At 72.6% G+C, this 12,404-nt stretch carries 10 protein-coding genes; all 10 read left to right on the top strand.

What is annotated here, in order from left to right; genetic code table 11:
• Positions 1-792, top strand: coding sequence for a universal stress protein (locus ABZ664_RS18925; protein ID WP_362510921.1), 792 nt, complete (start codon positions 1-3; stop codon positions 790-792).
• A 120-nt stretch (positions 793-912) separates the two neighbouring features.
• Positions 913-1,779, top strand: a complete 867-nt coding sequence (locus ABZ664_RS18920) for a universal stress protein (protein WP_362510918.1) — start codon at positions 913-915, stop codon at positions 1,777-1,779.
• The gene (locus tag ABZ664_RS18915) at positions 1,779-2,261 is read left to right on the top strand and encodes a CBS domain-containing protein (protein ID WP_362510915.1); all 483 of its coding nucleotides are present in this window, start codon (positions 1,779-1,781) and stop codon (positions 2,259-2,261) included. The genes ABZ664_RS18920 and ABZ664_RS18915 overlap by 1 nt, the downstream gene beginning before the upstream one ends.
• A 111-nt stretch (positions 2,262-2,372) precedes the next feature.
• Positions 2,373-4,670 carry a heavy metal translocating P-type ATPase gene (locus ABZ664_RS18910; RefSeq protein WP_362510912.1) on the top strand — a complete coding sequence of 766 codons (2,298 nt, stop codon included), beginning with the start codon at positions 2,373-2,375 and terminating at the stop codon, positions 4,668-4,670.
• A gap of 231 nt (positions 4,671-4,901) precedes the next feature.
• Positions 4,902-5,936, top strand: a complete 1,035-nt coding sequence (locus ABZ664_RS18905; protein WP_362510909.1) for a 3-oxoacyl-ACP synthase III family protein — start codon at positions 4,902-4,904, stop codon at positions 5,934-5,936.
• Entirely contained in the window at positions 5,933-6,166 is a 234-nt protein-coding gene (locus tag ABZ664_RS18900) for an acyl carrier protein (protein WP_362510906.1), read from the top strand. Before ABZ664_RS18905 ends, ABZ664_RS18900 begins: the two co-directional genes overlap by 4 nt.
• A complete protein-coding gene (locus ABZ664_RS18895) occupies positions 6,163-6,918 on the top strand; it encodes a 2-oxo acid dehydrogenase subunit E2 (RefSeq protein WP_362510903.1) in 756 nt (251 codons plus the stop codon). Before ABZ664_RS18900 ends, ABZ664_RS18895 begins: the two co-directional genes overlap by 4 nt.
• Positions 6,915-7,997 (top strand): alpha/beta hydrolase, encoded by a 1,083-nt coding sequence (locus ABZ664_RS18890; protein WP_362510900.1) that lies wholly within the window; start codon positions 6,915-6,917, stop codon positions 7,995-7,997. Before ABZ664_RS18895 ends, ABZ664_RS18890 begins: the two co-directional genes overlap by 4 nt.
• On the top strand, positions 7,994-8,758 hold the full coding sequence (locus ABZ664_RS18885; protein ID WP_362510897.1) for an alpha/beta fold hydrolase: 765 nt from the start codon (positions 7,994-7,996) through the stop codon (positions 8,756-8,758). Before ABZ664_RS18890 ends, ABZ664_RS18885 begins: the two co-directional genes overlap by 4 nt.
• A 111-nt stretch (positions 8,759-8,869) precedes the next feature.
• The coding region (locus ABZ664_RS18880; RefSeq protein WP_362510894.1) for a beta-ketoacyl synthase N-terminal-like domain-containing protein at positions 8,870-12,404 on the top strand (3,535 nt) is incomplete at its 3' end.

Here is a 12,404-nt window from a genome sequence, read left to right as displayed (position 1 = left end):
ATGGTCGAGGTGCTGGCCGTGGTCGACGACGGCGGCGACGAGGGCGAGGCCGCGGCCGTGACCGGCGTCGCCCGGGCGGTGGCGGAAATTCTTCGCACGGGTATTCGAGAGATTCACCTCGCCGCCGGCTCCGGGGCACGGGAAACCACGACGACGGTACTCCGCGAACTGGAGCGGGCGAGCACGCTTCTCGGCGTCCTCGCCGACGGCGCCTCATCCGGGGTCATGTCCTGGTGGGTCGTGCGCCGCTGCACCAAGCCGGTCGTCCTGCTGCCTCCTTCCCCGGTGCCTTCGGTGGCGCCTGTGACGCCTGTGGCGGGAGGGACGCCGGTGGCACCTCACCACGTCATCTCCCGGGTGCTCCTGCCGTTGGACGGATCCTTCGAGGCCGCGGCGGCCGTCATCGAGACCGCGCGGCTGTTCACCCGTACCGGCGTCGATCTGGTGGTCCTGCACGTCTTCGACGAGGTGACCGTTCCCCGCTTCTGGGATCAGGCCGTACACGCCCGGCAGGCGTGGGAGCAGGAGTTCCTGGCCCGTCACTGCGCATGTCCCGGGGTGCGCATGGAGCTTCGCAGCGGAGTCGCGGGAGAGCAGGTGGTGAGCGTGGCGGCGGCCGAACACGTGGATCTCATCGCGCTGGGATGGTCACAGCACCTCGACGAGGGAAGGGCGCGGACCGTGCATGAAACCCTTGCCGGCGCCCGCGTCCCGGTCATGCTGATCCCGGTGGCGCGGCACGAGGACACCTCACCTGGCAAAAGCAGGGCGCGAGAGTGGCCGGCCCGATGATCGGACCCGCAGGCGACGGGCCGGTGGCGCGGGTCGGAAGTCCCTGACGGACGGGCCTTTGGCCCGCTGCGAAAAACGCCGCCGGCCGGTCGAATGGAAGCAGAACCCAAGGAGGTCGACATGGCAGCTCACATAGTGGTGGGCGTGGACGGCTCATCTCCCTCGGACGGCGCGGTCGAATGGGCCGCCGACGACGCGGTCCGGCGCGGATGCGCCTTGAAGATCGTTTATGCGTGCGAGGCGTGGCCCGGTGACATCCCGCTCCAGACCCCTCCGGGTTTTCGTGACTCCGTCGCCGAGTACGGCCTCCAGACCCTGGAACGCGCGGCCGCACTCGCCCGGGAGCGCGCCCCGCACCTGGAGGTGGACACCCTGCTGGGGACGGGCCCGGTGATCGAGGTCCTGCGGCGGGAGGCCGAGGACGCCGAACAGGTCGTGCTGGGCAGCCGAGGGCTGGGCGGATTCACCGGGCTGCTGCTCGGATCGGTCTCCCTGGCCCTGGCAGGGCATGCCGCCGCCCCCGTCGTGATCGTCAAGGGCGCCCCCAAGCAGACCTACGGCCGCATCGTCGTGGGCTTCGACGGCTCCGGCCACTCGGCGGTGGCGCTGGAGTACGCCTTCGAGGAGGCCGCCCGCCGCGGCGCCGGGCTACGGGCGATCCACACCTGGCAGATGCCCGTGGTGGGGCCGGGCGCCCTCGTCTACACACCGCTGGTCGAGGACATCCTCGCCGCCCAACAGCACCTCTGCACGGACACGCTCACCGCCTGGCGGGAGAAGTACCCGCGGGTCGAGGTCGAGCAGACGCTCGTCTGCGGGCATCCGGTCGGCGTCATCTGCGAGGCCTCGGCCACCGCCGACCTGGTCGTCGTCGGTTCCCGTGGACTGGGCAGGGTCGGCTCGGCCCTGCTGGGCTCGGTCAGTCACGGAGTCCTGCACCACGCCCGCTGCCCCGTCGCCGTGCTCCGGACCCGAGGGGAGGCGTGATGGACACCGGTAACCTCACGGTGGCGCAGGTGATGAGCCGGACGCTGGTCGCCGTCGACCTCGGGGAGTCCCCGCTCATGGCCTGGGAGATCATGCAGCGCGCGGGTGTCCATCACCTGCCGGTCGTCGACGGGCACGGCCGCCTGCGCGGGATCCTGACCCGAGAGGACCTCACCGCCCACTGGTCCGGCGGCCCGATCGAACAGTCACGCGTGCCGGTCCACGCGTTGCTGGCCGACCGACGCCGTCCGCACACCACACCCGACACGCCTCTGGCCGACGCCGCCGCCGCGATGATCGACGCCGGCGTCGACGCGATCGGGGTCATGGGGAGAAATCACCGGCTGGTGGGCATGATGACCGCCACCGACGTGCTGCGAGCCGTGGCCGGCCGCGTCACCGAGCGACCGGAGCCGCCGGAGCTGATGACGGGGATGTTCCGCCTGGTCCCTGTGGTGCCGTCCCACGTCCCCGCGGGATGAGCCGGACGCCGCGAATCGGCTCCCACCGCCGCCATCCGTCCGCGGCCCCAGAGCCCTGACCGAAGCAGACCTCCGTCCCTGGGCCGGGACGCCTACCCGCGGGAGGCGCGGATGACGAGACGCCTTGGCATGGTCGTCTTCCTCGCGGTGACCGCGTGCGGGCTCCTGGCAGGAGCCGTACTTCACCTCGCCGGCGCGGGCGCCGCCGGTGATCTTCTGTGGGCGGCGGTCACCTGCGTCGCCCTGGTGCCCGCGGCGGGATGGGTGGTGTCGGCGCTGCGCGGTGGCCGGCTGGGCGTGGACGCCATCGCCGTACTCGCCCTGGCCGGAGCGCTCGCCGTGCGGGAGTATCTCGCCGGAGCCCTGATCGGCGTGATGCTCGCCACCGGCAGGGCGCTGGAGGACTACGCCTCACGCCGAGCCCGCCGGGACCTGACCGCGCTGTACGAACGCGCGCCCCACTCGGCCCGGCGCTACCGGGACGGGGTGGCCGGCCTCGTGGAGGTCGAACAGGTGCGGCCCGGCGACCTGTTGCTGATCCCCCACGGTGAGACGGTCCCCGTCGACGGCGTGATCGCGAAGGAGCCGGCACTACTGGACGAGTCGGCCCTGACGGGAGAGTCCGTCCCGGTGAAGCGCGCCACGGGTGAGAGCGCGCGCAGCGGCGTCGTGAACGCCGGCCCCGCCTTCGACCTGTGGGCCAGCCGCAGCGCGGCCGAGAGCACCTACGCGGGGGTGGTGCGGCTGGCACGGCAGGCGGAGGCGGACAGTGCCCCCGTCGTACGGCTCGCCGACCGGTTCGCCGTCTGGTTCCTGCCCCTCACGCTCCTGCTGGCGGGAGCCGCCTGGCTGTTGTCCGGCCAGCCGGTACGGGCTGTGGCCGTACTGGTCGTGGCCACCCCCTGCCCGCTGTTGCTCGCCGCACCGGCGGCCATCGCCTCAGGACTGTCCCGTACGGCGCGGCACGGCGTGGTGGTGAAGGGCGGGGCGGCGCTGGAAAGGCTGGGGCAGGCCCGCACCCTCATCGTGGACAAGACCGGAACGCTCACCGCGGGACGCCCCCAGGTCGTCGACGTCGTGGCCGCGCCCGGCGCCCGCGCCGACGACGTGCTGCGCTGGGCGGCGGCGGTGGATCAGATGTCCTCCCACGTCCTGGCCGCCGCGATCGTCGAGGCCGCCCGCACCCACCGGGCCGAGCTGCCGCGGCCGACCGAGGTGCTGGAGCGGCCGGGCACCGGTACCGAGGGGGTGGTGGAGGGCCGCCGGATAGCGGTCGGCAAGGCGACGACCTCCCCTGTTGTGGACTCCGCGGGCTCTCCGGGGTGGGAGCGGACCCAGCGGGCGCGGGCCGCGCTGGACGGAGCCATAACGGTCTGGGTGACGGTGGACGGCGAAACGGCGGGCGTGATCCTGCTCCGCGACGCCGTACGGGCGGACGCGGCACGGACCCTGCGGCGGCTGCGCACCGCCGGGATCGAGCGGGTGATCATGCTTACCGGGGACCGGGCCGAGGTCGCCGAGAGCGTGGGCACGGTGCTCGGTGTCGACCGGGTACTGGCCGAGCAGAGCCCCGAGGCCAAGGTGCGGGCCGTACGGCAGGAGACGGCCAAAGCGGTGAGCGTGATGGTGGGCGACGGCATCAACGACGCCCCCGCCCTGGCCGCCGCCGACGTCGGGGTCGCGATGGGCGCCCGTGGTTCGGCCGCCTCCACCCAGGCGGCCGACGTGGTGCTCACCGCCGACCGCCTGGATCGGCTCGCCGACGCCATGGACGTCGCCCGTCGCTCCCGCCGCATCGCCGTGCAGAGCGCGAGCGCGGGGATGGCCCTCTCGTTGCTGGCCATGGCCGTGGCGGCGGCCGGAGCGCTGCCGCCCGCCTCCGGCGCCCTGCTCCAGGAGGTCATCGACGTGGCGGTGATCCTCAACGCGCTGCGGGCCCTGCGTCCCGCGAGGGGAACCCGCACGGTGGTCGACGCAGGCACCGAGTCCCTGCTGCGCCGCTTCAAGATGGAGCACTCCTCGCTGCGGCCGCCCCTGGAACTGATCCGGGAGACCGCCGACGAGCTGGCCGGCACTTCCCCGACGGAGGCCCTCGGCCGCCTGCGGGAGGTCCACACCTTTCTCACCGAACGCCTGCTCCCGCACGAACGGGCCGAGGAACGGCGGCTCTACCCGGCGATGGGACGCGTTCTCGGTGGACCCGAGGCCACGATGACCATGAGCAGGGCACACGCGGAGATCGAACGGCTCGTGCGCCGGCTGGGGCGTCACCTCGCACTCGCCGAGGACGGCGGGGTGCGCCCCGAGCAACTCGACGACCTGTGCGCCTGCCTGTACGGCCTGCACGCGGTCCTCCTGCTGCACTTCGACCAGGAGGAGGAGGCCTACTTCTCCCTGGCCTCCCTGTGACGCCGATCGCGACCGAGCGCAGGCGTCCATCGTCCGGCGTCTCCGTCCGGCGTCTCCGTCCGGCGTCTCCGTCCGGCAGGGCGGTTCATCACTCGCTTAGTGCTGCTTTAGCAGGCGTCATTAGCGTTCCGACGAGGAAGGCCGACGTGGGATCCGCGACGCCACCTCGGGAGTACCGGACCGCCTGGCGACGACACGCGTGACGCGGACACGGCTCGATGGAGGAGCAGCATGGGGGAAAGCCCGATACGAGTTCTGTCCGTGGGGACGGCCCTTCCCGGGCCTCCCGTCGACACCGCCGCACTGGCCGAACGTTTCGGGATGGACGACCTCTGGCGGCAATGGGTCGACACCTTCATCGGCACACGGACCCGGCACCTCGCGATCGACCTGAAATCGGGCGAGCGCCACCACGACCTGGCCGATCTCGGCGAGCTCGCGGCGGTTCAGGCCCTCGACCGAGCGGGGATCTCCGCCGCGGAGATCGACGTGGTGGTGCTCGGAACCGCCACCCCGGACACGCTGATGCCGACCACCGTGAACGTGATCGCCGACCGGCTGCGTATCGACGGCGTGCCGACCTTCCAGCTCCAGTCGGGCTGCTCGGGGGCCGTGCAGACCTTCGACGTGGCGGCCGCGCTGCTGGGCACCGGCCGGTACCGGACCGCGCTGGTGATCGGCGGTGACGTCATCGCCAAGCACTACGACCTCAAGGCCGACCTGGCCGCGTTGCCGCCCGACGAGGTCGTCAACTACCTGCTGTTCGGTGACGGGGCCGGCGCCGCGGTGCTCAGCACCGAGGACCACCCCCGGGCCCCGGTGGTCCGGTCGGTGCTCACCAGGCTGTCGGGCCTGGACCGCGCTCCCGGCCAGACCTTGCGGTGGTACGGCCTGGCGGACCGCGACACCGCCGAGGCGCCGGCGAGTGAGGACTACAAGGCCATCGAGAAGCTCGTGCCCGTCCTGGCCGAGGAGATCGCCGAAGAACTCCTGGACGACCTCGGCTGGGAGCGGGACCAGGTCGACTATCTGCTGCCTCCCCAGTTGTCCGTCACCATGACCGACAAGATCGCCAAACGGCTGGACTTCTCGTCGGCCAAGGAGATCTCCTGCGTCGGCGAGACCGGCAACAACGGCAACGCCCTGCTGTTCTTCCAGCTCGACCGCCTGCTGCCGGAGATGGCGACACCGTCGCGCGCGGTCGCCGTGGCGATCGAGTCGAGCAAGTGGATCAGAGCGGGCCTCGCACTGGAGCGTGACCGATGACGGCCGGAATCTCGCGGGCGGAGTTCGTGGACCTGCTCCAGGACGAGATCGGGCTCGACGTCGACGCGGAGAACCTGGGGCGGGCCTTCGACGATCTTCCCGGCTGGGATTCGGTACGGCTCCTGGCGATGCTCGTCCTGCTGGAGAAGCACCTGGGAAAGCCGTTGTCGCTCCCGGACTTCCTGGAGGCGGCGAACCTCGAATCGATCTACGAGGTGGTGAACCGTTGACCGAGCAGCCTTTCGCCAGCCAGCGCCGCCACACCCTGTTCTTCCTCGACCAGATCCGTGACTTCTCGCCGGTCTTCCTCGACACCGAGATCGACGCGACGGCGATCGTCGCGGGACGCGAGCGGGCGCGGCGAGTGGGGGAGCGCCGCTCGGTGGTCTCCTACGTCGTGCACGCGGCCGCGGGCGTGCTGCGCAAGCACCCCGAGGCGAACACGGCGATCCAGGGCCGCCTGGACCCGGTCGTCGCCACGTACGACACCGTCGCCGCCAAGGTCACCCTCGACAAGACGCTGGACGGCCGCAGGGTCGTGCTGGCGACGGTGATCCCCCGCCTGGAGAGCGCGAGCCTCGCCGACGTCCAGGCGCACCTGGACCGGGCGATCGAGGCCGACCCCGACACCGCAGAGGAGTTCGCCGGTATCCGGGCCCTGCGGCGGCTCCCGTGGCAGGTGGCGCTCGACCGGTTCCGGGAGGCCGCGGGACTGCTGGAGCGGCGCCCCGCCGTCACCGGGACGTTCAGCGTCACCTCGCTCGGCCACCGGGCGGTCGACGGCTTCCACTCCGTCGGCGGCACCACGATCACCCTGGGGGTCGGCCGGATCGCCGACCGCCCGGTCGTCAGGGACGGCGAGATCGTGATCGCCCCGGTCATGCGGCTCTCCATGGCGTTCGACCACCGCGTGATCGACGGCGCGGAGGGCGCCGACGTACTCACCGAGATCAAGGACGCGCTGGAGGGATACGCCGAATGAACGACCTGTCCGAGCTCAAACGGTTCGTGGTGGCGCACGCGATCTCCCAGAACCTGCCCACCGGCCACTACGCGAGCCCGCTGGAGCGGATCACCTCCGACAGCGGTGACGAGGCGGGCTCGTGGCCGTACGAGTGGATCCGCGCGGGGGAGGAGGCGGAGGCCGCGGGTGAGACGCTGGCGGCCTGCCAGTACTACAACCTGGGACGGTTCCCGTTCGTCGACGGCCCGGGCCGCAAGCGGGCGCTCGCGCGCTGCTTCGAGGCGTTCGAACGCTGGCGGCGGGAGCGGCCGGAGATCGAAGCGGTCACCGTCGAGGTCGGCGGGATGCCCGTCAAGGTGTGGGCCACGGGCCTGTCCGCCGAGGAGCCGCGCCCGCTGCTGGTGATGACCGGCGGCATCGTGAGCCCCAAGGAGCAGTGGGCCCCGGTGCTGCCGCAGATCGCGGCCTTCGGGATGGCCGGGGTCGTGGCCGAACTCCCCGGCGTCGGTGAGAACCCCCTGCGCTACGGTCCGGACGGCTGGCGGCTGTTCACCGCGATACTGGACGCCCTGGCCGGGCGGGCGAAGGTGTCCGAGACATATCTGCTCGCGCTGAGCTTCGGCGGCCATCTGGCGATCACCGCCGCGTTGCGCGATCGGCGGATCCGCGGCCTGGTCGGAAACGGGACGCCGATCCACGACTTCTTCACCGACACCGCCTGGCAGGCGAGGGTGCCGAGGATCACCAGAGACACCCTGGCGCATCTGGTGGGCGTGCCGCCCCAGGCGGTGTTCGCGCGCATCCGGGACTGGGCACTCGACGACGAGAGCCTGCGCGACCTGCAGGTCCCGTTCGCCACCGTGACCGCGACCAGGGACGAGATAATCCCGCCGGGCGACACCGAGCGGCTCAAACGCTCGGTGCGCGACCTGAGGCTGATCGAGCACTCCGACGTGCACGGCGCCCCGTCGCACCTGGCGGAGACCCGGGCGTGGAGCCTGCTCGCGATACAGGAGATGCGGCCCGACGCCGACCCCCGGGTCACGGCGGCGCTCGGTGCCGCCCTTGAGGCGGCCCGCGTGGGAACGGGCCGATGACCGCGACGGGAACGGCGGCGAGGAGCGACTGGCTGCGGCAGTTCGCCCCGGCCGACGCCGGCGCCCCCTGCGTGGTGGTGTTCCCCCACGCCGGTGGGTCGGCCGCCTTCTTCACCCCGCTGGCTCAGGAGCTCTCGCCGGCGGTGCGCGTGCTCGCCGTCCAGTACCCGGGCCGCCTGGACCGGCGCGGCGAACCGGCCGTCGAGGACCTGCGGGAACTCGCCCGCAGGATCGCCGCGGTGATCGCTGAGGAGCGGCCGGCCGCGCCCCTCGCCTTCTTCGGGCACAGCATGGGCGCCCTGGTGGCCTTCGAGGCCGCGCTGTTCGGCGAAAGAGGGCTCGGCGCCGTACCTGATCTGCTCTTCGTCTCCGGCGGGCGCGCCCCGGCCCTGACCCGGGTCGACCCGCGGATCCTGCGTGACGACTGCTCCCTGATCGAGGAGGTCGTACGCCTCGGCGGGACCTCCCGGCGGGTGCTGGAGGACGAGACCCTGCGCGACCTCGTCCTTCCCGCGCTGCGCAGCGACTATCGCGCGCTGCGGGCGTACGTCCCGGCGCCGGGCGTGCGGGTCGGCTGCCCGATCGTGGCGCTGACCGGGGACCGTGACCCGATCGCGGCCGTCGCCGAGGTGGAGCGGTGGCGCGAGAACACCTCCGGAAACTTTCGGCTCAGGGCCTTTCCCGGGGACCACTTCTACCTGACCCCGCGGTCGCGGGACGTGGCGGAGACGGTGTGGCTGGCGCTCACCGGCCGGGACTGAGCTCGCGTACCTCCCACCACGACATCAAACCCACGACACCGGCACGACACCGCACCCACGGCCTCGCACGGCCCTGCCGTCATGCCGTCACGAGCGAGAGTGAGGCAGCAGTTGAGCAGCAACGACCAGCGGGCGTCCCGGCCGATCGCGGTGATCGGAGCAGCGTGCCGTCTCCCCGGGGCATCGGACCCGCGCGCTTTCTGGCGGTTGCTCGACGAGGGACGCGGTGCCGTTCGCGAGATCCCCGCTCATCGGGGCCTCTCCGCCGTCCCGGCCGAGCTCGCCCAAGACAACCCGGGCCTCCGCTACGGCGGCTATCTCGACGACATCGCCGGGTTCGATCCCGAGTTCTTCGGCGTCTCACCGCGCGAGGCCGCCGCGATGGACCCGCAGCAACGGCTCGTACTGGAGCTGGCCTGGGAGGTGCTGGAGGACGCCGGCCTGGTCCCCGCCACGCTCCGCGACAGCGCGACCGGCGTGTTCGTCGGCTCCATCGCCGACGAGTACGCCGCGCTGTCACGCGCCTCGGCGATCGGGCGTCACACGCTCACGGGAACGACCCGAGGCATCATCGCCAACCGGGTGTCCTACGCCCTCGGCCTGCGGGGACCGAGCATCGCGGTGGACACCGCCCAGTCGTCGTCGCTGGTCGCCGTGCACCTGGCCGTCGAGAGCCTGCGGCGCGGCGAGAGCCGGCTCGCGCTCGCCGGTGGCGTGAATCTCATCGTGGACCCCGCCGGCACCGCCGCGGTCGCGCGCTTCGGCGGGCTGTCCCCTGACGGGCGCTGCCACACCTTCGACCGCCGGGCCAACGGCTACGTTCGCGGTGAGGGCGCCGGGCTGGTGCTGCTCAAGCCGCTGGACGCGGCGGTCGAGGACGGCGACCGCGTCTACGCGGTGCTGCTCGGGAGCGCCGTCAACAACGACGGCACGACCGACGGGCTCACCGTGCCGAGCGCGCGGGCGCAGGCCGAGGTGATCGGGAAGGCGTGGGCGGCGGCCGGGGTGTCACCGTCCGACGTGCAGTACGTCGAGCTGCACGGCACCGGCACGCGGGTCGGGGACCCGGTGGAGGCCAGAGCCCTCGGCCTCGCCCGAGACGGCGGCCCCGTGCTGCACGTCGGCTCCGTCAAGACCAACATCGGGCATCTGGAGGGCGCGGCCGGGATCGCCGGCCTGCTGAAGACCGTTCTCAGCGTCAGCGAGCGCCGGCTGCCCGCGAGCCTCAACTACTCCGAGCCGAACCCGGACATCGATCTGGACGCCTGGCGTCTGGCGGTACGCGACCAGGGCGGCGCCTGGCCCCGAGAGGACGACAGGCTCGTCGCCGGTGTCAGCTCGTTCGGCATGGGCGGGACCAACTGCCACATCGTGGTGGCCGAGGCGCCCGAGCCACACGGACATCCCACGTTGCACGGACATTCCGCGGTGCCGGGACCTTCTCGGGAGCCGAACGCCCGCGCGCCGCGGACCCCCCTGGTGCTCAGCGCCAGGACCGAGCCCGCGCTGAGGGAGCAGGCGGCGCGGCTGCGGGACCTCGTCGCCGGGCACGGTGAGATCCCTCCGGGGCTGCCGCGGAGCCTTGCCGGCACGCGGACCGTGTTCGAGTGGCGCGCCGCCGTCACCGGTGACGCACTGGCCGGGCTGGAGGCGCTGGCCGACGGCCGTCCGGCGGCCGGGGTCGTTACGGGGCGGGCAGGGAGCGCGCCGGTCGCGGTGCTGTTCCCCGGGCAGGGCAGCCAGCGGCTCGGCATGGGACGCCGGGCACACCGGGACTTTCCCGTCTGGCGGTCGGCGTTCGACGAGGTGGCCGCCGCTCTGGACGATCGGCTGTCACGCCCGATCAAGGACGTCGTCTGGGCAGAGCCCGACAGTGCCGAGGCCCGGCTGCTCGACCGGACCGCCTTCACCCAGCCCGCGATCTTCGCGGTCGAGGTGGCGACCTTCCGCCTGCTCGCCTCCCTGGGTGTCGAGCCGTCCTTCGTGGCCGGTCACTCCATCGGAGAGGTGGCCGCCGCACACGTCTCGGGCATCCTCGACCTGCCCTCCGCCGCGGAACTGATCGTCGCCAGAGGCCGGCTCATGGAGTCGCTGCCCGCGGGCGGCGGCATGCTCGCCGTGAGCGCCGGGGAGGCGGACGCCGCGGAGCTGCTCGCCCTGGCCGGCGGGACCGCGGTGGTCGCCGCCGTCAACGGCCCGCAGTCCGTGGTCGTCGCGGGTGGGACGCGCACGCTGGAGGAGGTCGCCGCGCTCGGTGCCGCTCGGGGGTACCGCACGCGCAGGCTCCCGGTGAGCCACGCGTTCCACTCCCCGCTGATGGACCCGATGCTCGACGACTTCCGGGAGGTGCTCGCCGGGATCTCGTTCGGCGGATCCCGCATCCCGTTCGTGTCCACCGTGACCGGTGAGCTCGTCGAGAGCACCGATCCGGAGTACTGGGTGGAGCACGCCCGCCGGACGGTGCGGTTCGCCGACGGGCTCACCCGGCTCCGCGAGCTGGGTGCCGGGATCTTCGTGGAGGCGGGACCCGGGGCGACCCTGAGCGGGCTCGGCCGGGAGGCGGAGGGCAGGAAAGCGGCATTCGTGCCGGCCCTCGGCAGGCACGACGAGGTGGAGGTCGCCGTCGGCGGGCTGTTCACCGCCGGTGTGCCGCTGGACTGGGACGCGGTCTTCCCGCCCGGCGGACCTCGCCTCGCCCTGCCCACCTATCCGTTCCAGCGCGAGCACCACTGGCTGGACGCCGTTCCCGGCGGGGAACCTGCCGTCGCAGAGGTCCCGGTTCCCGGCAGGGGATCCGCTCCTGCGGTTCTCGCGGTCCCCGCAGGGGCGGCCGGGGCGGCCGATGTGGGGCGCCGCGTCCTCGGTGAGGTGGCGGCGGTGCTGGGCTTCTCGGATCCGGCCCGCGTCGACCAGGAGGCCACCTTCAAGGACCTGGGCCTGGACTCGCTGGGCATGGTCGAGCTGCGCGACAGGGTCGGTGCCGCGCTCAAGGTCGACCTGCCCGCGGCCACGCTGTTCGGCTACCCCACCACCGCCGCCCTGGTCCGGCACCTGACCGCCGATACGGCACCGGACGCGCCGGCCCCCACCGCGGGTCACCGCGACGATCCGGTGGTGATCGTGGGGATGGGGTGCCGGTTTCCCGGTGGGGTGGCCTCGCCTGAGGAGTTGTGGGAGCTGGTGGCGTCGGGGACGGACGCGATCGGGGAGTTTCCCGCCGATCGCGGCTGGGATCTGGAGGCCCTCTACCACCCCGACCCCGAGCGTCCCGGCACGTCCTATACCCGGCAGGGCGGTTTTCTGAGCGGTGCGGGTGAGTTCGACGCGGCCTTCTTCGGGATGAGTCCGAGGGAGGCGTTGGCGACCGATCCGCAGCAGCGTCTGTTGTTGCAGGTGGCGTGGGAGGCGTTGGAGCGGGCGGGCATCGATCCGCTGTCGTTGAAGGAGAGCGACACGGGCGTGTTCATCGGCGCGACCGCGTCGGACTACACCCCCCGCCTGCACGAGGGCGACGGGGCGTCCGACGGCTACCTCCTCACCGGAGGCAGCATCAGTGTGGCGTCGGGTCGGATCGCGTATGTGCTGGGGTTGCGGGGTCCGGCGTTGACGGTGGATACGGCGTGTTCGTCGTCGTTGGTGGCGTTGG

It is taken from the genome of Streptosporangium sp. NPDC006930, from assembly GCF_040635605.1.
Lineage (GTDB): Bacteria > Actinomycetota > Actinomycetes > Streptosporangiales > Streptosporangiaceae > Streptosporangium.
The sequence above is the reverse complement of the archived record's forward strand: the minus strand, read 5'-3'. Positions and strand labels throughout refer to the sequence as shown.

Coding starts and splice junctions, on each gene's coding strand:
- ABZ664_RS18885 (WP_362510897.1), top strand. CDS start 7,994: ATGACCGCGACGGGAACGGCGGCGAGGAGCGACTGGCTGCGGCAGTTC.
- ABZ664_RS18915 (WP_362510915.1), top strand. CDS start 1,779: ATGGACACCGGTAACCTCACGGTGGCGCAGGTGATGAGCCGGACGCTG.
- ABZ664_RS18900 (WP_362510906.1), top strand. CDS start 5,933: ATGACGGCCGGAATCTCGCGGGCGGAGTTCGTGGACCTGCTCCAGGAC.
- ABZ664_RS18925 (WP_362510921.1), top strand. CDS start 1: ATGGTCGAGGTGCTGGCCGTGGTCGACGACGGCGGCGACGAGGGCGAG.
- ABZ664_RS18905 (WP_362510909.1), top strand. CDS start 4,902: ATGGGGGAAAGCCCGATACGAGTTCTGTCCGTGGGGACGGCCCTTCCC.
- ABZ664_RS18910 (WP_362510912.1), top strand. CDS start 2,373: ATGACGAGACGCCTTGGCATGGTCGTCTTCCTCGCGGTGACCGCGTGC.
- ABZ664_RS18890 (WP_362510900.1), top strand. CDS start 6,915: ATGAACGACCTGTCCGAGCTCAAACGGTTCGTGGTGGCGCACGCGATC.
- ABZ664_RS18920 (WP_362510918.1), top strand. CDS start 913: ATGGCAGCTCACATAGTGGTGGGCGTGGACGGCTCATCTCCCTCGGAC.